At 43.1% G+C, this 23364-nt stretch carries 27 protein-coding genes and 1 rRNA gene; 19 read left to right on the forward strand and 9 right to left on the reverse strand.

The window, feature by feature from the left end:
• Positions 1–51: 51 nt before the first annotated feature.
• Positions 52–963: a TIGR01777 family oxidoreductase gene (locus tag LJF29_RS13140; protein ID WP_229148990.1), complete on the reverse strand. Its 912-nt coding sequence runs from the start codon at positions 961–963 to the stop codon at positions 52–54.
• Positions 964–1051: 88 nt separating this feature from the next.
• Between LJF29_RS13140 and recX the strand changes: the two genes are divergently transcribed.
• The 3 genes from recX (at position 1052) to LJF29_RS13155 (ending at position 3502) form a co-directional block, all read left to right on the forward strand.
• Positions 1052–1843: a recombination regulator RecX gene (gene recX / locus LJF29_RS13145; RefSeq protein ID WP_229148992.1), complete on the forward strand. Its 792-nt coding sequence runs from the start codon at positions 1052–1054 to the stop codon at positions 1841–1843.
• Positions 1844–1850: 7 nt separating this feature from the next.
• Positions 1851–2171, forward strand: a complete 321-nt coding sequence (locus LJF29_RS13150; protein WP_229148993.1) for a YfhH family protein — start codon at positions 1851–1853, stop codon at positions 2169–2171.
• Between the two features lie 137 nt (positions 2172–2308).
• Complete coding sequence (locus tag LJF29_RS13155; protein WP_229148995.1) at positions 2309–3502, forward strand: MFS transporter; 1194 nt, start codon at positions 2309–2311, stop codon at positions 3500–3502.
• Between the two features lie 33 nt (positions 3503–3535).
• Here the strand turns inward: LJF29_RS13155 and LJF29_RS13160 are convergent, their stop codons facing one another.
• A complete protein-coding gene (locus LJF29_RS13160) occupies positions 3536–3688 on the reverse strand; it encodes a small, acid-soluble spore protein K (protein WP_010333452.1) in 153 nt (50 codons plus the stop codon).
• A gap of 124 nt (positions 3689–3812) precedes the next feature.
• Here LJF29_RS13160 and LJF29_RS13165 point away from each other — a divergent pair, with 124 nt between their 5' ends.
• Positions 3813–4082, forward strand: coding sequence for a YfhJ family protein (locus LJF29_RS13165; protein WP_229148996.1), 270 nt, complete (start codon positions 3813–3815; stop codon positions 4080–4082).
• A gap of 36 nt (positions 4083–4118) precedes the next feature.
• Here LJF29_RS13165 and LJF29_RS13170 read toward each other — a convergent pair whose 3' ends face one another.
• Both LJF29_RS13170 and LJF29_RS13175 read right to left on the reverse strand, forming a co-directional pair.
• Positions 4119–4502, reverse strand: coding sequence for a hypothetical protein (locus LJF29_RS13170; RefSeq protein ID WP_229148998.1), 384 nt, complete (start codon positions 4500–4502; stop codon positions 4119–4121).
• Position 4503: 1 nt separating this feature from the next.
• A complete protein-coding gene (locus LJF29_RS13175) occupies positions 4504–4716 on the reverse strand; it encodes a helix-turn-helix transcriptional regulator (RefSeq protein WP_229148999.1) in 213 nt (70 codons plus the stop codon).
• A gap of 190 nt (positions 4717–4906) precedes the next feature.
• Here LJF29_RS13175 and LJF29_RS13180 point away from each other — a divergent pair, with 190 nt between their 5' ends.
• The 5 genes from LJF29_RS13180 to LJF29_RS13200 all read left to right on the forward strand — a co-directional run bounded on the left by LJF29_RS13180 (position 4907) and on the right by LJF29_RS13200 (position 10570).
• On the forward strand, positions 4907–5425 hold the full coding sequence (locus LJF29_RS13180) for an SH3 domain-containing protein (protein WP_229149001.1): 519 nt from the start codon (positions 4907–4909) through the stop codon (positions 5423–5425).
• Between the two features lie 85 nt (positions 5426–5510).
• Complete coding sequence (locus LJF29_RS13185) at positions 5511–5843, forward strand: SdpI family protein (protein ID WP_026014680.1); 333 nt, start codon at positions 5511–5513, stop codon at positions 5841–5843.
• Positions 5830–6693: an alpha/beta fold hydrolase gene (locus tag LJF29_RS13190; RefSeq protein ID WP_010333458.1), complete on the forward strand. Its 864-nt coding sequence runs from the start codon at positions 5830–5832 to the stop codon at positions 6691–6693. Before LJF29_RS13185 ends, LJF29_RS13190 begins: the two co-directional genes overlap by 14 nt.
• Positions 6694–6924: 231 nt before the next feature.
• Positions 6925–7914 (forward strand): glycosyltransferase family 2 protein, encoded by a 990-nt coding sequence (locus LJF29_RS13195; RefSeq protein WP_010333459.1) that lies wholly within the window; start codon positions 6925–6927, stop codon positions 7912–7914.
• A 70-nt stretch (positions 7915–7984) separates the two neighbouring features.
• Positions 7985–10570, forward strand: a complete 2586-nt coding sequence (locus tag LJF29_RS13200; protein ID WP_229149002.1) for a YfhO family protein — start codon at positions 7985–7987, stop codon at positions 10568–10570.
• Here LJF29_RS13200 and LJF29_RS13205 read toward each other — a convergent pair.
• Positions 10567–11550 (reverse strand): metal-dependent hydrolase, encoded by a 984-nt coding sequence (locus tag LJF29_RS13205; RefSeq protein WP_229149004.1) that lies wholly within the window; start codon positions 11548–11550, stop codon positions 10567–10569. The genes LJF29_RS13200 and LJF29_RS13205 overlap by 4 nt on opposite strands.
• Positions 11551–11765: 215 nt before the next feature.
• On the opposite strand from LJF29_RS13205, the gene mutY reads away from it, so the two are divergent.
• Positions 11766–12881 (forward strand): A/G-specific adenine glycosylase, encoded by a 1116-nt coding sequence (gene mutY / locus LJF29_RS13210; RefSeq protein WP_229149005.1) that lies wholly within the window; start codon positions 11766–11768, stop codon positions 12879–12881.
• Positions 12882–12887: 6 nt separating this feature from the next.
• Here the strand turns inward: mutY and LJF29_RS13215 are convergent, their stop codons facing one another.
• The gene (locus LJF29_RS13215) at positions 12888–13112 is read right to left on the reverse strand and encodes a hypothetical protein (protein WP_229149007.1); all 225 of its coding nucleotides are present in this window, start codon (positions 13110–13112) and stop codon (positions 12888–12890) included.
• 82 nt (positions 13113–13194) lie between these two features.
• Here LJF29_RS13215 and fabL point away from each other — a divergent pair, with 82 nt between their 5' ends.
• From fabL to LJF29_RS13240, 5 genes are all read left to right on the forward strand, one after another.
• On the forward strand, positions 13195–13947 hold the full coding sequence (gene fabL / locus LJF29_RS13220; RefSeq protein WP_010333464.1) for an enoyl-[acyl-carrier-protein] reductase FabL: 753 nt from the start codon (positions 13195–13197) through the stop codon (positions 13945–13947).
• Positions 13948–14017: 70 nt separating this feature from the next.
• Positions 14018–14275: a gamma type acid-soluble spore protein SspE gene (gene sspE / locus LJF29_RS13225; RefSeq protein WP_010333465.1), complete on the forward strand. Its 258-nt coding sequence runs from the start codon at positions 14018–14020 to the stop codon at positions 14273–14275.
• A 173-nt stretch (positions 14276–14448) separates the two neighbouring features.
• On the forward strand, positions 14449–14709 hold the full coding sequence (locus LJF29_RS13230) for a YgaB family protein (RefSeq protein WP_010333466.1): 261 nt from the start codon (positions 14449–14451) through the stop codon (positions 14707–14709).
• A 143-nt stretch (positions 14710–14852) separates the two neighbouring features.
• Positions 14853–15383 (forward strand): nucleoside tri-diphosphate phosphatase, encoded by a 531-nt coding sequence (locus LJF29_RS13235; protein ID WP_003223272.1) that lies wholly within the window; start codon positions 14853–14855, stop codon positions 15381–15383.
• Positions 15384–15467: 84 nt separating this feature from the next.
• Positions 15468–17210, forward strand: a complete 1743-nt coding sequence (locus LJF29_RS13240; RefSeq protein ID WP_010333467.1) for an ABC transporter ATP-binding protein — start codon at positions 15468–15470, stop codon at positions 17208–17210.
• Positions 17211–17282: 72 nt separating this feature from the next.
• Here LJF29_RS13240 and LJF29_RS13245 read toward each other — a convergent pair whose 3' ends face one another.
• Entirely contained in the window at positions 17283–18344 is a 1062-nt protein-coding gene (locus LJF29_RS13245) for an aromatic acid exporter family protein (RefSeq protein WP_010333468.1), read from the reverse strand.
• A 220-nt stretch (positions 18345–18564) separates the two neighbouring features.
• Positions 18565–19854 (reverse strand): glutamate-1-semialdehyde 2,1-aminomutase, encoded by a 1290-nt coding sequence (locus LJF29_RS13250; RefSeq protein WP_229149008.1) that lies wholly within the window; start codon positions 19852–19854, stop codon positions 18565–18567.
• A gap of 151 nt (positions 19855–20005) precedes the next feature.
• Here LJF29_RS13250 and bcp point away from each other — a divergent pair, with 151 nt between their 5' ends.
• Entirely contained in the window at positions 20006–20479 is a 474-nt protein-coding gene (gene bcp, locus LJF29_RS13255) for a thioredoxin-dependent thiol peroxidase (protein WP_010333471.1), read from the forward strand.
• Between the two features lie 134 nt (positions 20480–20613).
• On the forward strand, positions 20614–21051 hold the full coding sequence (gene perR / locus LJF29_RS13260) for a peroxide-responsive transcriptional repressor PerR (protein WP_010333472.1): 438 nt from the start codon (positions 20614–20616) through the stop codon (positions 21049–21051).
• Positions 21052–21081: 30 nt separating this feature from the next.
• Here perR and LJF29_RS13265 read toward each other — a convergent pair whose 3' ends face one another.
• Positions 21082–21435 carry a YgzB family protein gene (locus LJF29_RS13265; RefSeq protein ID WP_229149010.1) on the reverse strand — a complete coding sequence of 118 codons (354 nt, stop codon included), beginning with the start codon at positions 21433–21435 and terminating at the stop codon, positions 21082–21084.
• 206 nt (positions 21436–21641) lie between these two features.
• Here LJF29_RS13265 and LJF29_RS13270 point away from each other — a divergent pair, with 206 nt between their 5' ends.
• Entirely contained in the window at positions 21642–22526 is an 885-nt protein-coding gene (locus LJF29_RS13270; protein WP_229149012.1) for a nucleotidyltransferase-like protein, read from the forward strand.
• A 229-nt stretch (positions 22527–22755) separates the two neighbouring features.
• Positions 22756–23364: ribosomal RNA gene (locus tag LJF29_RS13275) — 16S ribosomal RNA — on the forward strand; the annotation flags it as partial.

The following is a 23364-nucleotide window of genomic DNA, read 5'->3' on the forward strand; positions in this document are numbered from 1 at the left end:
AAGGACCTCCTTCAACCATGTTATTCTTAAGGTTGACGCTTCCTTCCGTTTTTATACAGCCTTTCGGTCCGTCAGCAGCTGCGAAAGGGCGAATTCCAGATCTGAAAATGTAAAACGGAATCCGGACGTAATTGCTTTTTTAGGCAGAGCGCGCTGTCCTTTCACAATAAGCAGGCTCATCTCACCCAATGCTTTTGATAAAAAGAATGCTGGAACGGGGAGCCAGTGGGGACGATGTACCACCCGTGCAATCGTTTTTCCAAACTGCTTCATTTCAACCGGATTAGGGGAGGTCACATTAACAGGACCTGAGATACTGTCGTTTTCAATTGCATATAGAATCAGCTGGGCGGCGTCCTCCACGTGAATCCAGGACAGCCACTGATTGCCCGTCCCGATCGTTCCGCCGGCCAGCAGTTTGTATGGCAGGATCATTAGCGGAAGAGCGCCTTTTTCTCCAAGCATCACGCCAAATCTCGCGTAAACCGTTCGGATGCCCATCGCCTCAATAGTTTGCCCTTCCCGTTCCCACAGATGTGCAGTATGGCTGAGAAAATCCTCGTCTGACGTGGGAGAGTCTTCTGTAAAGGTCTTTTCAAGGTCAGTGCCGTAAATGCCCACTGCACTGGCTTGAATAAGCGCCTTCGGTTTTTCCGCCTGTTTATGAATAAGCCGCCGTACTTCCCGGGTTGCATCGATACGGCTGGAGAGAATTTGCTGTTTCGTTTTTTCATTCCAGCGGCCAAAAATCGATTTCCCCGCAAGGTTTACCCAGACATCAATATGAGGAAGTTCTTGTTCAGGCGCAGCATCTTCAGTCAGCCATTGGACATAAGTGATATTTTTTTGTTCAGTTTTCCCCGCGTTTCTTGATAAGATATAAACATGATGTCCCTGGCGGGTGAGGACGCCAGTCAGATGCGTACCGAGAAAACCCGTTCCGCCCGTCATTGCAATATTCATACACATCTCTCCTCATCGTTCTGATAACTATACTTTACCTCATTTTGATCATAGAAAACGCGTTTGAGACCGGAGAAGGGAGATTAAGATGCCATTTATTACAAAGATATCAGCGCAAAAGAAGAATACTGAACGTTTTAATATTTTTCTGGATGAAAAATATGCTTTCAGCGTTGACGCCGATGTGCTCGTGAAATTTGAGCTTAAAAAGGGAAAAGAGCTTGATGACCTCGAGATCATTGATATTCAATACGGCGATGAAGTGAAAAAAGGCTTCAACCGTGCGATTGAGTTTTTATCCTATCGAATGAGGTCAACAAAAGAGGTAGAAGACTACTTAAAGAAAAAAGAAACCTCGGCGCCCGTCATTGCGGAAGTGATTCATAGGCTGAACGATTACAGCTATTTAAATGACCAAGAGTTTGCGGCGGCCTATGTAAGCACTCACAAAAAAACAAACGGAAAAGGGCCTGACGTTTTGTTCAGAGAGCTGAAGGCGAAAGGAATCGATGACGATACGATTAAAGATACGCTAGGTTCTTTCTCGTTTGAGGAACAGACGGAAAAAGCAGTTAAGCATATCGAAAAGCTTCTGAAGAAAGACAAGAAACTCTCTTCAAAAGAGATCAAACAGCGAGCCCAGATGCAGCTGCAGCGCAAAGGCTTTTCATTTGATGTCATCTCTGCGGCGCTGGAGCAGATTGAATACGAAAATGATGAAGACACTGAAAAAGAAGCGCTGCGTCTTCATGCGGAAAAAGCGTTTAGAAAATACCGTTATGACGGCTCCTATGAAAGTGCCATGAAGGTCAAACAATTTTTATTTAGAAAAGGATTCTCACTCGATTTAATCGAGCAATTTCTGCGGGAAGAGGAGTAGCTGAAAAATGGAGAAACGATACAGTCAAATGACAACACACGAGCTCAATACAGAAATCGCAGGACTTTCTGAAAAAGCAAGAAAAGCGGAACAGCTTGGAATCATAAATGAACTGGCAGTGCTCGAACGGAAAATTGCAATGGCAAAAGCATACTTGCTGAACCCGGAGGACTTCTCACCGGGAGAAACGTATATTGTGGACGGCTCTGAGGACGAGTTTCACATTAACTATTTAAATGGCGTTTTCGCTTGGGGATACAGAGCATCGGCTCCCGATCAAGAAGAAGCGCTTCCAATCTCAGTATTGCAGCAAAAGAAGCAGGGATGAACGAGAGGCTGAATATCAGCCTCTTTTTTATTTGAGCACATTCAAGGCGATTTTCAGAGAAAAAATGATTGAATTCATCCTGGATTTCTTTTAAGATGGAACTCGTTGTTTTTTAAAAATTAAAGGAGGCGATGACGTTGAGTATGAAAAATCCATCTGTAAAGTTCATTATTTTTGTCCTTATGATCTGCACGTTTTCAATTGGATACACAGAATATGCGGTGATGGGTATTTTGACGTCGATTGCCAATGACTTTCATATACATGTTTCCTCTGCGGGACTCCTTGTTACTGCTTATGCGGCAAGCGTCTGTGTGACAGGCCCGCTTGTCACGATTGTTTCTGTCAAGCTCCCGAGAAAGCCGGTGCTGCTTGGATTGATGGGGATTTTCATCCTTTCCAACCTGTTAAGTGCGCTGGCACCGAATTTTGCGGTATTGGCCGTCTCAAGAATTTTATCTGCTTCCATTCACGGCGCATTCTTTGCAATTGCGATGGTATTTGCTAGTGAAATGGTGCCGCCGGAAAAACGCGCCGCAGCCGCTGCGTCTATGAACGGTGGTTTAACAGTGGCTTTAATGCTGGGTGTTCCATTCGGTTCCTACTTGGGTGATGTCCTAAACTGGAGAGTCGTGTTTTCCATCATTACGGTGCTTGGAGTGATCGGATTTTTAGGCCTGATGGCTACAGTGCCGAACAGAAAACCAAAAGTCATCCCGATGCTCATGAATGAGTGGGGAGTATTTAAACACAAACAGGTGCTGTATTCCTTTGCGATTACCATTTTAGGCTATTCAGGCGTATTTATCGCTTACACGTTTATCGAACCGATTTTAAGAAATTCAGCGGGTTTCAGCACAGTCGGCATTACAGGCGCCCTCTTCGCCTATGGTTTGGGAGGGGTTGCGGGAAATTTCTTTGCGGGAAAAGTGCCGCTTCCTCTGCTGACCCGGACCATGATTGGCGTCATGATCGGTTTGATCGGCGTACTTGCGGTATTCCCGTACATCGCCGTTTATCCGGCCGCAGCCATTGTCGCGACTTTCTTATTTGGCGCTTGCGCATTCGGCACGCCGCCTCTTTTGCAAACAAAGGTTCTTTCTTCATCTGAGAACGGCACAACGATCGCCGCAGCTGTGAGCGTGTCTGCATTTAACCTGGCCAATGCGCTCGGCGCGTGGATCGGCGGTATCATTTTAAGCGGGACCGGCTCCTATTCCTGGCTGTTTGCAGGAGGGGCGCTGATGACCGCGTGCGGACTGGTGCTGTCAACCTTTGCGCATCTGTCTGAAAAGAAAAGCGTCTATGAATATCAAGTCAATAAAGGGTAAAAAAACAGCTGCACATGTGCAGCTGTTCTTCTTTTATCGTTTGCCGGAGGCTCTCATTTTCTCCTGAGGATGCTGATTGATTGACCCGTCAGGACGCTTTGAAGCATAGTCGTCCTTCGCTCTCGGTTCACCTTGAAACTTGTTTTCGTTTTCGTAAGGAAATCCTTTTTCTTTATTGCGGACCATGTCATATCCCCCTAGGTTCGAGATCAAAAAGTTGCGTCTTGCCGGATGAAGACGTAAGGTTAGTATATGGAGAACATGAAGTTTTAAAGCGTAATTTTTTTCCTGAAGGAAAGGAGACCACCAAATGAATACGTATATTGAGAAACTGACAAATCTGCTTCTGGAAAAAAACAATATGATCAGCTACATTCAGGCGAAAACATGGGTGGAATTGTTATGGAGCGACTTTGAAGCAACCTATGCAAAAGCCGGACACGCCTACCAGGGCGAAAAAATGACTGAAAAAATCGTCACACAGTGGATTGAGAACTATGGCGGCCAGCTCCACCTTTTCCAAAGCGGCCGTGAAGACGTAAATGATTACTTAAACCAAAGCAGAGGTCTTTTACATTAACACAGCCTGCCGGCATAAAGTACGGCAGGCTGTTTTTTACACATTTGTATTGAGTACATCACTCATCACCATTCTAATCATAAAACCAAGAAAAGCAGTATATGCAATCAGCTGCAGATAGGATAAAGGAAGCATAGATTGATGAATAAGAACAGCACCTATTAGCAATAGAACAATCATTACCCAATGTGATATATAGCCCGCGAAATGAGCATTTGAGCGGGTGCGTTGGTCATTCTGAAAGTGTACGTTTCCCCAGAGTTTATTTCTATGAATGTGCGCGGCAGAATAAAGAACTCGTGCTGTTCCGATGACTGCTAACAGAAGTGTTAAGGTTGAAGGTGAATGCCAATAAAGGATATACAATAAAACGGGAAGTAAAGTTTGCAATAATAATCCGGTATAATACGTCATGTTCATCTTATTTATCTCTTTCTATCCAGAATAATTGATCTAATGAGCACTCTAATACTAATGATAATTTAATTGCAGTGCCTATCGAGGGTTCATATCTTTGTTTTTCAATTGCAATGACTGTCTGTCTTGTCACTTGAATGTTTTCTGCCAGCTGATCCTGTGTCCATCCTTTATCTTTTCTGTATTCTTTTACACAATTACGAACCCCGTGCTTCATCTAATTTGATCCTCTCTTTATGTAACGTATACCTTACATAATGTATCATACAAGTATTAGTATGTAATGTACACCTTACAAACCTTAACATTTCCTTAATTGTTAGAAAAAATAAACAAATAGTGTTTCATTCACCGGGCAATAAGGGAATACCTCTTATATCTTGTCAACATACGAGGAGGAGCTATAAATGAAAAAGAAACAAGTATTGCTCGCTTTAACAGCCGCCGCAGGACTGAGTTTCACAGCATGTAGCACCGCTCCCGCAGCAAAAGCCGCAACCCCTCAGACCATGAATGTCACCATGCCATCATCAGATTCTTATGTTATTAAAGCAGGAAAACTGAATGTGCGAACTGAACCAAATCAAAAAAGCGCGATCCTCGGCACGGTATCATCTGAACAGAAAGTCACTGTAAAGGGATTTGCAAATGCTAATTGGGCTCAAATTGAATTCAAAGGGAAAAAAGCATATATTTCAACACACTTCTTAATGAAAACCGCAAGTCAAGCAAAAACAGCAAAACAGACTGCCTTCTATTCACCAACACCGGAAAATGGAAAAGCCAAACAGCTTTCCTCCGAGACAGAAGTCACTTTGCTCGGCTGGGGATTCAGTGAAAACGGAGGATTTGATTTCAGCTGGGCATTCGTTGATTATGGCGGGGTAAAAGGCTATATTCAGACAAAGGATTTACAAGTACGCTAAATAGACAGGCTCTTGCTTGTCTTTTTGCCTTGATATTGAAACATTTCTTCTTTCTGAACGTAACAATGAGAAAGGAGATGATCATATGGCTTGTTTAGTCGGCGGAGGGCTCATGATCATTGCAGGTCTTTTCATCAAATTGTTCCCTCCAAAATCCATTAACAGTGTATATGGATTCAGAACGAGACGCTCAATGTCAGATCAAAGATTATGGAATGAAGCCAACCGTTACAGTGCGGCGCTCATGATCCTGTCAGGTTTGATTGTCTTGGGGGCCGGGGTGCTGCTGAGATCAAGCTTTATCATTCTTCAGCTGATCATGCTTATTGCTGCTTGTATCATCACTTTTATGCTGACGGAGAAAAGGCTGAAACATATGACGAAAAGTCAAGGAGGAGAGTTGAGTGGAAGGAGTTAACAGTCAGTTTATCAAAACAAATGGGATCACGCTCCACGTTGCTTCCGCAGGGCCGGAGGACGGCCCGCTTATTGTCCTGCTCCATGGGTTCCCTGAATTTTGGTATGGCTGGAAAAATCAAATCAAACCGCTTGCCGATGCGGGGTATCGGGTGATTGCTCCCGATCAGCGCGGTTACAACCTCAGTGATAAACCCGAAGGAATTGAGGCTTATCGAATTGATACATTAAGAGATGATATCATTGGGCTTATTTCGCAATTCACTGATCAAAAAGCAATCGTGATCGGGCATGACTGGGGAGGAGCAGTAGCCTGGCATTTGGCATCAACACGTCCGGAATATGTTGAAAAGCTGATCGCCATTAACATACCGCATCCGCACATCATGAAAACCGTAACGCCAGTCTACCCGCCGCAATGGCTGAAAAGCTCGTACATTGCCTTCTTCCAGCTGCCGGACAAACCGGAGGCCGCGTTAAAAGAAAATAATTATGAGAAATTAGATAAAGCCATCGGGCTATCTGATCGGCCGGAGCTTTTTTCTTCTGAGGATATCAAAAAGTACAAAGAAGCGTGGAAGCAGCCTGGCGCCCTGACGTCAATGCTGAACTGGTACAGGGCCCTCAGAAAAGGCAGCCTTGCGGAAAACCCCCGCGAATACCATACAGCCCCTTACCGGATGATCTGGGGAATGGAAGACCGCTTTTTAAGCAGAAAGCTTGCAAAAGAAACAGCAAGCCGCTGTCCAAACGGGCATTTAATATTTGTGGATGAAGCGTCCCATTGGATCAGCCACGAAAAGCCGGCCATCGTGAATCAGCTTATTTTAGAATATCTTGAAAAACAATAAGTCAGATTTTCTTTGCACGTCTGTCGAAATGGCAGACTTTTTCTATGCTTTTTTTTCATACTCTATTTTAAACCTGACAAAATAACATTACATATACTCAAATGTCATACCAAAAATGTAACAAAAAACAGGTTTAAACGACTTTAAAAAAAGGAATAGCCTTACTGAAGATTTGTGTACAAATTCCCCTAAGGCAATACTTAAAAAGAATAATAAAAAGAAGGTGCCTTAATGAAGCAAGGATTAATCTCGATTATTATCCCGTCTTACAATGAAGGTTATAATGTCAAACTCATTCATGAATCTTTAAAAAAGGAATTCAAAAACATTCATTATGATTATGAAATATTCTTCATTAACGACGGAAGTATTGATGACACGCTTCAGCAGATCAAAGACCTGGCATCCAAATGCAGCCGAGTGAAATACATATCATTTTCGCGAAACTTTGGAAAAGAAGCCGCGATCTTGGCCGGATTTGAACATGTTCAAGGCGAGGCAGTTGTCGTGATGGACGCCGATTTGCAGCATCCGACCTATTTGCTGAAGGACTTTATCAAAGGCTACGAGGAAGGCTATGATCAAGTCATTGCCCAGAGGAACAGGAAAGGGGATAACCCCGTGCGTTCGCTTCTTTCGTCCCTTTACTACAAGTTCATTAATAAAGCGGTGGAAGTTGATTTGCGTGACGGTGTCGGAGACTTTCGGCTGTTAAGCCGCCAAGCTGTGGATGCACTTTTGAAATTGAGCGAAGGCAACCGCTTTTCAAAAGGCCTGTTTTGCTGGATAGGTTTCGAACAGAAAATTGTTTTTTACGAAAATGTCGAAAGAAAAAACGGCACATCCAAATGGTCATTCAGCAGCCTTTTTAATTACGGAATGGACGGCGTTGTCTCCTTTAACCATAAACCGCTGAGAATATGCTTTTACACCGGCATTTTTGTATTGCTGCTCTCTCTTATTTATATCATCGCCACGTTCGTCAAAATTCTTACAAACGGTATTTCTGTACCCGGATATTTCACAATTATATCTGCGGTCTTATTTCTTGGCGGGGTTCAGCTGTTAAGCCTTGGCATCATAGGAGAATACATCGGCAGAATCTATTACGAAACAAAAAAACGGCCGCATTATTTGATCAAAGAAGCAAATATCCCAAGCAAAGATCTGCCTGAAACGAACGAATTGAAAAACATGCGGCGCCTGACTAAACTGCACTGAAATGAATGAATTGCCATTGGCAGTGCTTTTTTGCATGCTTACAAGTTAACGGCAAGACTGGAGAATCCTTATGAAAAAAAGAAAACATGTCTTCATTTATGCGGCCAGTCTGTTCATAGCGGTTCTAGCACACGCTTTTTTTGTGAAAGAATGGGCGGATGGCAGATATATGACCGGTCCCGGTGACGGACTGGCGCAAATGATCGTATTTAAGAAATTATTATATGAACAATACACGCAAGGAAACTTTTTCTATCATTATTCATTCGGACTCGGCGGAGGCACATTCAGTCAGCTTGGCTATTATTTTTCTGCTTCTTTTCTTTTTCTTGCGACTTCCGCCGCAGTATGGCTGCTGCAATCCGTTCATCTCATCGGTGAGGCGGATACGCTTTTTTGGGCGCAGTCAGCCGTTTTTATCAGCATTATTAAGCTGAGTCTGATTATTTTTACATCAGCTTCTGTTTTCAGCTATTTGCTCAAACGCAGAGCAGCGGCATTTACGGGTGCTGTCCTATACGGAGTATCGATTATTTACTTTCGCCACGAAGCGTATTGGGAATTTTTCACCGATACAATGATTTGGCTCCCGCTTCTCGTGCTCGGAGCAGAAAAAATCATCCGAGAGCGGCGTCCGGCATGGTTTATCATTGCTTGCTCCTTGAGCTTAATCAACAATTTTTACTTTGCATACATAAATCTGATTTTCATTGGAATTTATATCTTGTTCAGATGGTTTATCAAGCTGGAAGAACACGAAGTGAAAAAATGGGTTCAATGCAGAATGTTTATCGTCTCGGGACTCATTTCTTTTGGTATCAGTGCGGCGGTATTTGTGCCGGTGGTTTACGGATATTTAAATAACCTGCGCCCACCGTATAATGAAAAAATAGAGTGGCTGAATTTCGATGATAATATTTTATTTTCGAGCAGGATTATCGTGGTGCCAGCCATCTTTTTACTGTTTTTGTTTGTCATTTCTTTTTATAAACACCGCGTGTTTCGCCTTTTTGCCGGAATGAGCCTTCTGTTTATTCTCTTTCATTTCAGTCCTTATGCGGCAAGCGCCTTTAACGGCTTTTCCGCACCGCAAAACCGGTTTGAATATATTTTGGCCTTTACAATCGCCGGGGCGGCAGCCGCAGGTTTATCACAGCTGCAGGAGCTGAGGCGGAAAGAATTGCTTCCAGCAGCAGCGGTTGTTCTGCTTCTTTACTGGTATCATGTCCAAAGATATGAGCTTGATATATGGAAGCCAGCGAATGAAAGCATCTTACTGCTTTTGTTCCTGACAATTGCTGCTTTGTTTGCCGCAGTTTTTGTGAAAAAACGGGCAAAGCTTGCTGTATACGGTGTGGTGATTTTGTCTTCGCTGCTTGTCGCTAACACCTATCAGAAATATGCGCTCTCAGAAGGAGGCGGGCTGGACAGTGTTTCAAAATCCTATATTACAAGCGAGGAATACAAAGGAGACGAACAATCTAAGCTCATCAGACGTGTGCAAAAGGAAGACAATGACCCGCTCGTGAGAATCGACTGGATGAATGGCGTGCGCAATAACACTCCGATTATTTACGGGTTTAATGGATTCAGCGCCTACTCGAGCATTTTAAACAGCCATCTGCTCTCCTTTTATTGGAATGATCTTCGCATCGATATGGGAAGAGAAAGCGTCAGCCGCTACGCTTCATTGGGGGACAGAGCGAATTTGTACAGCCTGCTTTACGGCAGATACTATATGACGGAAAAAATAAACGAAGCGAATGTTCCATACGGCTTCACAAAACATATGGATTCAGAGCACTACACCGTTTATGAAAATCAATATATGCTTCCTTTCGTCAAATCAGCCGAAAGGGTTTACGCAGAAAGTGACCTGAAAAAGTTGCCGGCACTTGCAAAAGAGCAAGCGATGCTCAAAGGAATTGTATTAGCAGATCCAACTGAAAAAACAGAGCAGCCCCCTAATCTGACGAATCTGATTTCCAAATCGGACATCACTGCAAAACAGGCTCAATATCAAAACGGACTCCTGACTGTAACTGGAGAAAACGGAGGAGAATTGATCATCACCCCGAAAAAGCCATCAGTCGGTCCGGGCGATTACTATGTCAGTTTTTATTTGAAAAGCAAAGCAAGAGACAAAGGATTTACGCTAAAGGTAAATGATTATGTCACAACAAGAAAATCAAATCAATCGATCTATAAAACGGGAGTAAACGATTTGACCATCAGAGTGCCTAAAGCAGATCATATCTCAATCAGGCTTCCGAAAGGAACGTACGAGCTTTCAGATATCGCGCTTTTTGAAGAAAATTATCAAACATTAAAAAACGCTGCGTCGCAAAACAAAACGGAGAAAACAGACAGCCTGGAATGGAATAAAAACAAGCTGACATTCACATATCACAATTCCAAACCTCAGTACATCATGCTCCCGATTCCGTATGAGAAAGGCTGGGAGCTGAAAATTAACGGAAAGCAGCAGCAAATTGAAAAAGCCGATTACACTTTTATTGGTTTTAAGGCGCAAAAGGGAGACAATCAAATTGAACTGACCTACTATCCGCCATATTTTAAGATATCGGCTGTGATTTCTTTCATCAGTCTGCTCCTAGCTGTTTTTTATACAAGACGCAAAAAAGCCCGGCTCTAAATAGAGCCGAGCTTTAATTTTTTCTGAAGCTTTTCTTCGCTGAATATCCAGCCAGTATAAGATGAGCGTATTTCAAGATCATGGCTGATATGAACGATTGCCACAAACGGATAGTGCCCTTTACTCCGATAACGCAGGTCAATAAACCGGACCTCATAATGGTCTTTATACGTATCCACTTCCCACCTGTAAACCGGAGAGAATGAAAGAAACGCCGCAATGTTGTCATCCTGCTTCGCAGCTTGCATAACATCGGTTTCAGGAACCGGCACCCGATTAAACGTATCAAGTATCACCACATGCCCGTCCATGCTCCTTCCTACATAAAAGGCATGCGCGGTCGTAACAGCAATTCGCCATTGCCGAAATTTCATCGTCGGTGAAATGATAATGTTTTCGATCTCTTCCTCAATTAGCTCACGGAGCTGCCGTTTGATTCGCAGCTGCATCATCAGGCGCAAGATATAATAGCCTGCCAGTATGACGTATAAGGTGAGAAATGTGATACCGGGGCTGCCGCCGACATACCAAACCGCGATGGCAGCCAGATGGCTGATGAAAATAAACGGATCAAATGTGTTAATCAGCCCGAGTGCCACCCATTTTTTCGAAAACGGCCGGATGGCTTGTGTTCCGTACGCATTGAAAATGTCCACAAATACATGCAGAACGACTGCCAACAATGTCCACAGCCACAGATGCAGAAAATCAGCCTGGGGATAAAATAAATGCAAAATCGCCGGAATGATGACAGACCAAAACAAAACGGCGGGAATAGAATGGGTAAAACCTCTGTGATTTCTTATATAAACAGCATTATTTTTAAGTTTTAACACAGTATCGATATCAGGAGCCTGTGAGCCCGCAAGCGTAGCGATCATGACTGCGTGAGCCATTGCCGGATCTGTTCCGACAACCGGATCCAGTGTCGCAATTCCGCCGAGTGCGATGCCCATGACAACATGTGTGCCCGTATCCATAGGTGACCTCCTTGCAGGTTTATCCTGCACATTCACTTTGTAAGACATTCCCTAATTTTATATACCCAATCTTTTAACCTGTTCAATCGTTCTCATATGTTTCCGCTTTTTCTTTACTTCTATTTAATGTAACATATTATCGTACTGTGCCCTTAGTGTACAACAAAAAACAGTCTAAAGAAAAGCGGGGCGCGAGAGACTGGGGAGAAACACATATGAATGTACTTGAAGATAAGGTAAGACAAAAAGATATACAGCAATTTCAAAATGATTTAATTACATGGTTCGAAAGAGAACAGCGCATTCTGCCGTGGAGAGAGGACCAAGATCCATATAAAGTGTGGGTGTCTGAAGTGATGCTCCAGCAAACGAGAGTAGAGACGGTCATTCCTTACTTTTTAAGGTTTGTGAAGCAATTCCCGACAGTAGAAGCACTCGCTGATGCCGATGAAGAAAAAGTGCTCAAAGCATGGGAAGGTCTCGGTTATTACTCGCGGGTCAGAAACCTGCAAAGCGCTGTAAAAGAAGTGAAGCAGCAGTACGGAGGAGTTGTTCCATCAGAAGAAAAAGAATTTGGCGGCTTAAAAGGCGTAGGCCCTTACACAAAAGGAGCAGTGCTAAGCATTGCCTACAATAAACCGATTCCCGCGGTTGACGGAAATGTGATGCGTGTTATGTCGAGAATTCTGTCCATCTGGGATGATATTGCTAAGCCAAAAACAAGAACCATTTTTGAAGAAGCGGTCCGTGTGTTTATTTCAAAAGAAAAACCCTCGGAATTCAATCAAGGTTTAATGGAGCTGGGAGCCATCATCTGCACGCCGAAATCACCTTCTTGCCTGCTCTGTCCTGTCCAGCGGCATTGCTCAGCGTTTGCAGAAGGGACTGAACGGGAACTCCCGGTGAAAAGCAAAAAGAAAAAACCCGGGATCAAAACAATGGCTGCAATTGTACTGACAGATGATGACGGACAAGTTTATATTCATAAACGCCCGTCAAAGGGACTGCTAGCCAATCTGTGGGAATTCCCGAATTTTGAAACACAAAAAGGAATGAAAACAGAGCGCGAGCAGCTCACTGCATTTTTAGAAAGTGATTTTGGCATACAAGCTGAAATCAGTGACCTCCAAGGTGTTGTGGAGCATGTTTTCACCCACCTGGTATGGAATATTTCTGTGTTTTTCGGTAAAGTAAAACAAGTGTCGGATGCTGCAGAACTGAAAAAAGTAACGAAGGAAGAGCTCGAAGAATTCGCGTTTCCAGTGTCACATCAAAAAATTTGGAAGATGGCAGTGGAAGCAGCCGGAGTATATAATTCGGCTGCTCGGTAAGAGTCCTTAATCATAACTGACGCGCGTGCCGTGGGTGTAGTCTGCTTCATTGCGCTTCATTCCGCCGCGCGCTTCAATCTCTTGCGTTAATTCCCGGTATTTTGATTGGCCTTCTTCGTTCAAATAAGGCATAATTTGCTGAAAGGCATGATGAAAATAGGCGAGTTCACTGTTTTTCCAGTCCTTTTTGGAAATCATGGTCAATTCGCTCATATCTCGTCCGACATACATAACGGAAGACCCCCTTTAAAGTTCTTGCCATTATTGTTTGTGGAATGAAGAGAACTATACGCTACAAGGAGCTGAGGAAAAAATGGAACAAAATAAATGCGCACTCGTAACAGGAAGCAGCCGCGGCGTCGGAAAAGCAGCGGCGATCAGACTTGCGGAAAATGGCTATAATATTGTCATTAACTATGCACGCAGCAAAAAAGCCGCTCTGGAAACAGCGGAAGAAATCGAAAAACTTGGAGTTAAAGTGCTTATTGTAAAAGCAAACGTGGGACAGCCCGCAAAAATTAAAGAGATGTTTCAGCAGATTGATGAAACCTTTGGAAGGCTGGATGTCTTTGTTAATAACGCTGCCTCAGGTGTATTGAGACCAGTTATGGAATTAGAGGAGACACATTGGGACTGGACGATGAACATCAATGCAAAAGCCTTGCTTTTCTGCGCTCAGGAAGCGGCAAAGCTGATGGAGAAGAACGGCGGCGGTCATATTGTCAGCATCAGCTCATTAGGTTCAATCCGATACCTTGAAAACTATACGACAGTCGGTGTGTCAAAAGCTGCATTAGAGGCTTTAACCCGTTATCTCGCAGTAGAGCTTTCACCAAAACAGATTATCGTAAATGCAGTATCAGGCGGAGCGATTGACACAGATGCGCTTAAACACTTCCCGAACAGAGAAGATCTTTTGGAGGATGCGCGTCAAAATACCCCGGCGGGACGTATGGTAGAGATTAAAGACATGGTCGATACGGTTGAATTTTTAGTGTCTTCAAAAGCTGATATGATCCGCGGACAGACCATTATCGTTGACGGCGGGCGCTCACTGCTCGTTTAAAAAATTTTTTTGAAAAAAGGAATAGCCAATCGATTACCTGCACATTCTAATGACCGTGGAGGTGATAACAATGGCTAACTCAAATAATTTCAGCAAAACTAACGCTCAACAAGTTAGAAAACAAAACCAACAATCAGCTGCTGGTCAAGGTCAATTCGGTACTGAATTTGCTAGCGAAACAAACGTTCAGCAAGTCAGAAAACAAAACCAACAATCAGCTGCTGGCCAACAAGGTCAATTCGGCACTGAATTCGCAAGCGAAACTAACACACAGCAGGTAAGACAGCAAAACCAATCTGCTGAACAAAACAAACAACAAAACAGCTAATCACTGAAACAGAAAAAAGCACTTCATCTTCGGGTGGAAGTGCTTTTTTCTGTTTGAAAAACGACAAAACTTGTGAAAGCTCAACAGAATGAGTCAAAGGGTTTGCCGGATCAGGATCGAAATGATTAATGGTGGAAACGTTTAGACTTTGACCAGGGCTGAAGGAGGAACCGATGACGGAATTTGAAAAGCTGGTAATAGAACAGATGAAAACGATGGACAAGCTTCTCGATCTCCAATCAGAGCTCGACCGCTGCAAACAAATCGAAGCAGAACTCCGGCACTTGGAAAGGGATGCAAGGCTGCGCGGTATTCAGGATGAAATTGCGGTAAAACGAAAACATCTCGCTGATATACAGGATATGTTTCAAAAGCAGACAGAGCAGGTGATTCGTTCATATCGCAGCTCAGAAAAGCCGTCTTCCTTTGTGTAGAGCAGGAATGTGCCATTCCCAAGCCGGAATGGCTCTTTTATTTTCATTTTTCAATTTGTAACGTTATAATAGGTAAAAGACGTTGTCGGTAAGCAAGTTTGGACATACTAACTGTAGGGCTTTATAGAAAGTAGGGGAGAAATATGGGTTATCCCAAGGAAGGAGAAACCATTCAAATTCACAGCTATAAGCATAACGGGCTGATCCACAGAATTTGGAATGAAACGACAATCTTAAAAAGTACAGAAATGTGTGTCATCGGAGCCAATGACCGGACGATGGTAACCGAATCAGACGGCCGGACATGGATAACCAGAGAGCCCGCAATCTGTTATTTTCACGCAAGACAATGGTTTAATGTCATCGGGATGCTGAGGGAAGACGGGGTTCACTATTACTGCAACATCAGTTCTCCGTTTGCCTATGATGGCGAAGCAATTAAATATATTGATTACGACTTGGATGTCAAGGTATTTCCTGACATGACCTATAATATTCTCGACGAAGATGAGTATGATGATCATCGGAAAGCCATGAATTATCCAAAAGAAATTGACAGTATTTTAAGAGACTACTTAAATACGCTGCTTCACTGGATTCATCAGCGGCAGGGACCGTTTGCGCCCGAGTTTGTCGATATGTGGTATGAACGGTATTTGCGCTATACAAAATAATGGTTACGTAAAAACCTGTTGCGGGGTACAACAGGTTTTTCACATGGGCTCACACACATCATGATAAAGAGAGGGGGAATCAACGTGGGGGTTATGAAACGCTATATGCAATTCGTCAAACCTTATAAAAAGCAAATTTTCATTACAGTATTAATCGGGATCGTAAAATTCTCCATTCCGCTTGCTCTCCCATTGCTTTTGAAGTACGTAGTTGACGATATTATTCAAGGAGGCGGCACGGCCAGTGACAAAACAACGTCATTGTTCACCATTATGGCGATCATGTTCGCCTTATTTTTAATTTTGCGCCCGCCAGTTGAATATTATCGCCAATATTTTGCCCAGTGGACAGCCAGTAAGGTACTCTATGATATAAGAGCCAAGCTGTTTGATCATATACAGAAGCTGAGTCTTCGTTTTTATGCGAATACTAGAACGGGGGAAGTCATTTCCCGAGTGATCAACGATGTGGAACAGACAAAGGACTTTGTGATCACAGGTCTGATGAATATATGGCTCGATATGCTGACGATTTTGATCGTGATCTCTATCATGCTGACACTGGACGTGAAATTAACACTTATTTCCGTGGTTTTATTTCCATTATACGGAATATCAGTGAAGTATTTTTACGGCCGTTTAAGAAAGCTGACAAGAGAACGGTCACAGGCGCTTGCTCAGGTGCAGGGGCATTTGCATGAACGGATTCAAGGCATGCCGGTGATCAGAAGCTTTGCGATAGAAGACCATGAGCAGGCCAACTTTAACGAAAAAAACAGCCATTTCTTAGATAAAGCAATCAGTCATACGAATTGGAATGCCAAGACCTTTGCAGTTGTCAACACCATTACAGATCTGGCACCGCTCATCGTGATTGCATTTGCCGGCTATTTTGTCATCAACGGACCGCTGACTGTCGGAACGATGGTTGCATTTGTCGGATATATCGACAGAATGTATAACCCTGTCAGAAGGCTGATTAATTCATCTACAACCTTGACGCAGTCAATCGCTTCAATGGACAGGGTGTTTGAATTTATTGACGAGCCGTATGAGCTGACTGACAAACCAAATGCCATCAAAGCTGACCATATCCGCGGAGAAGTCGAATTTCAAAATGTATCGTTTCAATATGAAAAGGAAAAAGAAAACATCCTTCATGACGTGTCATTAAAAGTAATCAGAGGAGAAACTGTAGCTCTCGTTGGAATGAGCGGCGGAGGGAAATCCACGCTCGTCAGCCTGATTCCAAGGTTTTATGATGTATCAAGCGGCAGTCTATTGATTGACGGGACAGATATTCGGGATTATGAAGCAAGAAGTCTGCGCAATCAGGTTGGCATGGTGCTTCAGGATACCTTTTTATTCAGTGAAACGATTAGAGAAAATATCGCGATCGGAAAACCTAACGCCACGCTTGAAGACATTATGGAAGCCGCAAAAGCAGCTAATGCACATGATTTTATTATGAGTTTTCCGGAAGGGTATGAGACCCGTGTAGGAGAAAGAGGCGTTAAGCTCTCCGGGGGACAAAAACAGCGGATTTCCATTGCGCGTGTATTTCTGAAAAATCCGCCGCTGCTGATCTTGGATGAAGCCACTTCAGCTTTGGATCTTGAAAGTGAACACTACATTCAAGAAGCGATGGATAAACTGGCGAAGGACAGAACAACTTTTGTCGTGGCTCACCGCTTATCAACGATTACGCATGCGGATAAAATTGTCGTCATGGAAAACGGAACAATCATTGAAACCGGAACTCATGATGAACTGATGGATTATGACAGTCAATACAAGCACTTATTCACAATCCAAAACTTGAAGTAAACTTCGATCTTATATCCTTTTATCAAGGATATAAGATTTTTTTGTATAAAAAAACCCGGCATATGAACCGGGCTACTCTTCTATTTCCATTTCGCAGTCTTTCGGATGGTACGTTTGAAAGCTTGTAATAAGTGTTTCTAAATGTTCAAGCTGCTCGCGGTATTCTACAGCGCTTGCCATAATATTAAGCATATTATAATCAAGAAGCTCATCATCTGAGTTGCGCTGGTTTTTAAGAAATGACTTTGTCAGCAGCTGTTTGTATTGGATGCCTTCTTCATCTGTATCATCATGCGGTTTAATTTTGCCGACAAACCTCATCAAAATCCGCTCGTGCCAATAAAGCAGGTAATCAAGTTCTTCAGTCAGTGTTTCCTGAAACTCTTGAGGCATATGATAAATCTCGTTTTCCAGGCGATGCAGCTTCTTCAGCGTGTCGAGCGCCCGGTTTGCGGTTATTATCGCCTGTCTGAACAGGACAAGTTTTCTTGATTTCACGTAAGTCGTTTTCTTAAAGTAGCTTCTTTCTTCTTTATATAGAAGATATGTCTGATCTAGCTTGAGCATTTTTTCTTTCAATTTTTCAATATCCTCTTTCAAAATTGAATGCTCTGTTGACTGGCGCATAATCAGCCTGATCCATTTCATGATTTCTTCAGTGTTTTCGACTGTGTTATGAATCAGCTTTGTCTCGTACTTAGGCGGCAGGAACACCAGGTTGACGATAAAGGAAGAAAGCACCCCTAAAATGACTGTGCTTGTTCTGATCAACGCAAACATTAAAAAGTCGTCACCGGCAGATTCTAAAATCGCAATAACTGTAACAAGAGCAATGGAAATCGTATGTTCAATTTTAAGCTTCAGCATTATGGTAATAACAATCACTGCTGTCAATCCGATCATAATCGGACTGGGTCCGAAAATAAGACCGAATACTGTGGCAATAACAGCTCCGATAATATTTGCCTGAACCTGATCAATAATAATAAGAAAAGAGCGGTAAATTGATGGCTGGATCGCAAATATCGCTGCAATCCCAGCAAAAATCGGTGCGGGAAGTCCGATCCACGAAGCTAAATAAAGAGCCAGCGTAATCGCGATCCCTGTTTTGAAAATGCGGGCACCAAGTTTCATTGGTTTGTGCGTGCATTCCTTTCTATAATAAATTGTTTGACCTAGCAAATGGCTAATCATTAAAATTCCCTGTGAGTTTATTTGCTAAACAATTAAGTAATATACAGGGATCAATACAATTATTCAAGCTATTTCTCAAGAAAAAGACCAAAATCTTACACGCTTTTTAAAAGTACACAAAAACAGGAGCTTTAAGCTCCTGTCCGCCTGATGTGCAATATTACTTTTTAAGATGTTTAAAAGCATCCTCAACAGCAGCAAGCGTATCTTTAATGTCCTGCTCTGTATGTGCTGTTGTAATAAACCACGCTTCATATTTAGAAGGTGCGAGATTAATGCCGCGCTCCAGCATCAGCTTGAAAAACGTAGCGAATGTTTCACCGTCACTGCGTTCTGCCTGATCGTAATTTTCTACTTTCTCATCAGAGAAGTAAACCGTCAGTGCACCCTTTAAGCGATTGACTGTTATTGTGATGCCATGGGTTTCTGCGTGTGCCAAAATGCCTTCCTCAAGCATAGCGCCAAGACGGTCAAGCTTTTCATACACGCCTTCTTCTTTCAGCACTTCCAGGCAAGCAATGCCAGATAAAATAGAAGCGGGGTTTCCGGCCATTGTTCCTGCCTGATATGCAGGGCCGAGCGGTGCGACTTGCTCCATAATTTCTTGTTTCCCGCCATAGGCTCCAATTGGAAGTCCGCCGCCAATAATTTTTCCGAGTGCAGTTAAATCCGGTTTAACCTGTAAAAGATCCTGAGCACCGCCATACATAAAGCGGAAAGCAGTAATGACTTCATCATAAATAACGAGGGCGCCCGCATTGTGAGTCAGTTCGTTTACTTGTTCTAAGAAACCTTCTTTTGGCTCAACGATACCGAAGTTGCCGACAATCGGTTCAACCAGAACCGCTGCGATTTCACTGCCCCATTTATCTAAGGCCGCTTTGTAGCTGTCAATATCATTAAATGGAACTGTAATGACCTCGTTTGCAATGCTTTTCGGTACACCGGCTGAGTCAGGTGTGCCCAGAGTAGACGGACCGGAGCCGGCGGCTACGAGCACAAGATCTGAATGGCCGTGATAACAGCCTGCAAATTTAATGATTTTGGTGCGGCCTGTGTAAGCGCGAGCCACTCGGATGGTCGTCATCACAGCTTCTGTCCCTGAATTGACGAATCTTACTTTATCCATAGCGGGAAGGGCTTCCTTCAGCATCTTTGCAAAAGTAACCTCATGTTTTGTCGGTGTTCCATATAATACACCGTTTTCTGCCGCTTTTTTAATCGCCTCTGTAATATGCGGGTGGGCATGTCCGGTGATGATCGGGCCGTAAGCCGCCAAATAATCAATGTATTTGTTTCCGTCGACGTCCCAAAAATAAGCGCCGTCTGCTTTCTCCATTGCAACAGGAGAACCCCCGCCAACTGCTTTATATGATCTTGAAGGGCTGTTTACACCGCCGACAATATGCTCTAATGCTTCACGGTGAAGTTCAACTGATTTTGTATACAAAAATAATAACCTCCTATATCTCCATGCGTCCCCTCTATTGTAGCATGCTTCGAGACAAGAACAACGGATTCAGGCTCAAGTTCAAGGCCCATGGTTGTAATCTGGACAAGAATTGGATACGCTTAATACAAAAACATCCGGAGGTAATGAAATGACTATTGAAATCGGACAAAAAGCGCCTGATATTGAGTTGAAAGGTGATCATGGGGAGATAGTAAAATTATCGGATTATGAAGGGCAGTATATCGTCCTTTACTTTTATCCAAAAGACATGACACCGGGATGCACAACTGAAGCCTGCGATTTTCGTGACAGCCATGAAAACTTCGCTGAGCTGGATGCTGTGATTATCGGCGTTAGCCCGGACAGCGAGGAAAAACACGGAAAATTTAAAGAGAAGCACAATCTGCCGTTTTTGCTGCTTGTCGATGACGAACACAAGCTGGCGGAGGCATTTGATGTGTGGAAACTGAAGAAAAACTTCGGAAAAGAATATATGGGAATTGAACGCTCCACTTTTTTAATTGACAAAGATGGCCGGCTCGTTAAAGAATGGAGAAAGGTAAAAGTGAAAGACCATGTAGCCGAAGCGCTCCAGACGCTGAAAGATATGTCGGAAAAGTAAAATTGTCAGTCAGCTTTATAATAGATGCTGCAACTTTTACCCTAATATCAATTGACAAATTATCGTAAAAAGAGGTACACTAATTATAAACATTATAATGTAAGAATCTTTTTTAGAAGAGAGGTGCATGACGGATGGCTGCACATGAACTAAAAGAAGCCTTAGAAACGTTGAAGGAAACCGGAGTTCGCATTACTCCTCAACGTCATGCGATTCTGGAATATCTCGTTAACTCTATGGCTCATCCAACAGCGGACGATATATATAAAGCTCTGGAAGGGAAATTTCCTAACATGAGCGTAGCGACGGTATATAACAACTTGCGTGTGTTCCGGGAATCCGGCCTGGTAAAAGAGCTCACATATGGCGATGCTTCTAGCAGATTTGATTTTGTTACATCCGATCACTATCACGCCATTTGTGAAAGCTGCGGTAAAATTGTGGACTTCCACTATCCCGGCCTTGACGAAGTGGAGCAGCTCGCTGCACATGTGACCGGCTTTAAAGTAAGCCACCACCGTTTAGAAATTTACGGCGTCTGCCAAGAGTGTTCAAAAAAAGAAAACCATTAAAATAAGCTGACCGCAAAACGGTCAGCTTATTTATTTGAACATTTTCTTCTTATTATAAGACTCATCAAATTCTTTTCCTTCTAAGCTTTGATCTAACGTCAGCGGCTCTCTGCAATGCATACACATATCTACTCTGCCTAAAACCTTGGTCTCTTTTTCACAGCCAGGGCAAATGACCCGAACCGCTTTGGTCGAGAGCATGCCGATCCAAAAATAAACAACCGTGCTGAGTCCGATGGATAAAAGCCCAAGTATCATAAACAAACTCGAAAGCAAAACGGACTCCTTAAAAAAAATCCCGATGTACATAATGATAAACCCAACGAAAACCAAACTTAACGCAAACGTTCTGATCTTATTAATTTTGCTGGAGTATTTCGCCATGTCCATCCCCCTCTGAATTAAATATAGCACAAACCCGATGGGATTTTCTTCATGTTTTCGTTTGAAATGGAATTTAAATATGGAGACTTGCTTTGAAATTGTTTATAATAGTTCAATGTGTTTAGAAAAAAGGAATTTCGATTTAACCATAGAATTGAATCAAATAGAGAATGAAAAAATTGAACAATTGCATTGGAGGAATAGTGATGGAAAATCTTCTCCGTCCAATTTATCAAGAAAGAGCAAGCCATCCTAATACATTGGCTGTTATTATGATTGAGAGAAGAAACAAAACATCTTCCCTGACTGATAACTTTGATGCCGCTTTGCTTGTCATTGTAAAGCAGTCTGATAAACCTGTTTTTATAAAGCATTATGAATTTGATCACAAAACAGCCTCTTTACATGTGATAACTGATGCTCAGGTTCAAGAATGGATTTTGCTCGGCACAAATAGAAGAATAATAGATTGGATTGTAAACGGAAGAGTCATGTTTGACCGCAATGAGTATATTGCTGAGCTTATCGACAGGCTTAATACTTTTCCGTTTGCAGAACGCAAACTGAAGATCGGCCTTGAATACGGCAAGTTAATTAGAAGATACGTTGAAGGAAAAGCTTTCTTTGAAGCCAATCAATTTTTAGATGCCTACAATGCGGTAGTTCATGCCCTGCATCATCTCGCACGTATTGAAGTAATCGACAGAGGATTCCACCCTGAAACCACTGTGTGGAGTCAAGTGCGTCAAATCGAGCCTCAAGTGTACAAATTATATTCCGAGCTGATTGAAAGTCACGAAAGCTTGGAAAAAAGGCTTGAATTGTTATTCTTAGCAAATGATTTTCTGATTCATTCTAAAGCTGAGATTGGTTCAGCACATCTTTTCGAAGTCATGAAAGAAAAGGACATATGGCAATTTAGCGAGCTTCTTCAGCATCCTGACTTAATCCATTTCACTCAAGACCTTGGCGTCATGCTTGATTACCTGACGGAAAAAGGTCTTATCAGCGTGTGCCGAATGGAAACCAAAGGACAGGCTGTCTTTCATCGAGGATATTCTTTTAAAAAAGATGTTGACTCTGATTCTTGAGCATGGTATATTATTAAACGTCGCTGATGCGCTTCTGAAAAAACAAGCTCACAGCGGCGGAGAAATAAAATAAAAAACATTTGACAGAACAAAGTAGAAATGTTATACTAATAAAGTCGCTTCTTCAAGAAGTGCTGATGATCTTTGAAAACTAAACAAGACAAAACGTACCTGTTAATTCAAGTTTTAAATAAATCGCACAGCGATGTGCGTAGTCAGTCAAACTACTTTATCGGAGAGTTTGATCCTGGCTCAGGACGAACGCTGGCGGCGTGCCTAATACATGCAAGTCGAGCGGACAGATGGGAGCTTGCTCCCTGATGTTAGCGGCGGACGGGTGAGTAACACGTGGGTAACCTGCCTGTAAGACTGGGATAACTCCGGGAAACCGGGGCTAATACCGGATGCTTGTTTGAACCGCATGGTTCAAACATAAAAGGTGGCTTCGGCTACCACTTACAGATGGACCCGCGGCGCATTAGCTAGTTGGTGAGGTAACGGCTCACCAAGGCAACGATGCGTAGCCGACCTGAGAGGGTGATCGGCCACACTGGGACTGAGACACGGCCCAGACTCCTACGGGAGGCAGCAGTAGGGAATCTTCCGCAATGGACGAAAGTCTGACGGAGCAACGCCGCGTGAGTGATGAAGGTTTTCGGATCGTAAAGCTCTGTTGTTAGGGAAGAACAAGTACCGTTCGAATAGGGCGGTACCTTGACGGTACCTAACCAGAAAGCCACGGCTAACTACGTGCCAGCAGCCGCGGTAATACGTAGGTGGCAAGCGTTGTCCGGAATTATTGGGCGTAAAGGGCTCGCAGGCGGTTCCTTAAGTCTGA

The organism is Bacillus sp. LBG-1-113, from assembly GCF_020708615.1.
GTDB lineage: Bacteria > Bacillota > Bacilli > Bacillales > Bacillaceae > Bacillus > Bacillus mojavensis.

Bases quoted from the DNA above. Each gene is read 5' to 3' on its own strand.
- LJF29_RS13140 (WP_229148990.1), bottom strand. From the start codon at position 963: ATGAATATTGCAATGACGGGCGGAACGGGTTTTCTCGGTACGCATCTG.
- recX (WP_229148992.1), top strand. From the start codon at position 1,052: ATGCCATTTATTACAAAGATATCAGCGCAAAAGAAGAATACTGAACGT.
- LJF29_RS13150 (WP_229148993.1), top strand. From the start codon at position 1,851: ATGGAGAAACGATACAGTCAAATGACAACACACGAGCTCAATACAGAA.
- LJF29_RS13160 (WP_010333452.1), bottom strand. From the start codon at position 3,688: ATGGTCCGCAATAAAGAAAAAGGATTTCCTTACGAAAACGAAAACAAG.
- LJF29_RS13165 (WP_229148996.1), top strand. From the start codon at position 3,813: ATGAATACGTATATTGAGAAACTGACAAATCTGCTTCTGGAAAAAAAC.
- LJF29_RS13170 (WP_229148998.1), bottom strand. From the start codon at position 4,502: ATGAACATGACGTATTATACCGGATTATTATTGCAAACTTTACTTCCC.
- LJF29_RS13175 (WP_229148999.1), bottom strand. From the start codon at position 4,716: ATGAAGCACGGGGTTCGTAATTGTGTAAAAGAATACAGAAAAGATAAA.
- LJF29_RS13180 (WP_229149001.1), top strand. From the start codon at position 4,907: ATGAAAAAGAAACAAGTATTGCTCGCTTTAACAGCCGCCGCAGGACTG.
- LJF29_RS13185 (WP_026014680.1), top strand. From the start codon at position 5,511: ATGGCTTGTTTAGTCGGCGGAGGGCTCATGATCATTGCAGGTCTTTTC.
- LJF29_RS13195 (WP_010333459.1), top strand. From the start codon at position 6,925: ATGAAGCAAGGATTAATCTCGATTATTATCCCGTCTTACAATGAAGGT.
- LJF29_RS13200 (WP_229149002.1), top strand. From the start codon at position 7,985: ATGAAAAAAAGAAAACATGTCTTCATTTATGCGGCCAGTCTGTTCATA.
- LJF29_RS13205 (WP_229149004.1), bottom strand. From the start codon at position 11,550: ATGGATACGGGCACACATGTTGTCATGGGCATCGCACTCGGCGGAATT.
- mutY (WP_229149005.1), top strand. From the start codon at position 11,766: ATGAATGTACTTGAAGATAAGGTAAGACAAAAAGATATACAGCAATTT.
- LJF29_RS13215 (WP_229149007.1), bottom strand. From the start codon at position 13,112: ATGTATGTCGGACGAGATATGAGCGAATTGACCATGATTTCCAAAAAG.
- fabL (WP_010333464.1), top strand. From the start codon at position 13,195: ATGGAACAAAATAAATGCGCACTCGTAACAGGAAGCAGCCGCGGCGTC.
- sspE (WP_010333465.1), top strand. From the start codon at position 14,018: ATGGCTAACTCAAATAATTTCAGCAAAACTAACGCTCAACAAGTTAGA.
- LJF29_RS13230 (WP_010333466.1), top strand. From the start codon at position 14,449: ATGACGGAATTTGAAAAGCTGGTAATAGAACAGATGAAAACGATGGAC.
- LJF29_RS13235 (WP_003223272.1), top strand. From the start codon at position 14,853: ATGGGTTATCCCAAGGAAGGAGAAACCATTCAAATTCACAGCTATAAG.
- LJF29_RS13245 (WP_010333468.1), bottom strand. From the start codon at position 18,344: ATGAAACTTGGTGCCCGCATTTTCAAAACAGGGATCGCGATTACGCTG.
- bcp (WP_010333471.1), top strand. From the start codon at position 20,006: ATGACTATTGAAATCGGACAAAAAGCGCCTGATATTGAGTTGAAAGGT.
- perR (WP_010333472.1), top strand. From the start codon at position 20,614: ATGGCTGCACATGAACTAAAAGAAGCCTTAGAAACGTTGAAGGAAACC.
- LJF29_RS13265 (WP_229149010.1), bottom strand. From the start codon at position 21,435: ATGGCGAAATACTCCAGCAAAATTAATAAGATCAGAACGTTTGCGTTA.
- LJF29_RS13270 (WP_229149012.1), top strand. From the start codon at position 21,642: ATGGAAAATCTTCTCCGTCCAATTTATCAAGAAAGAGCAAGCCATCCT.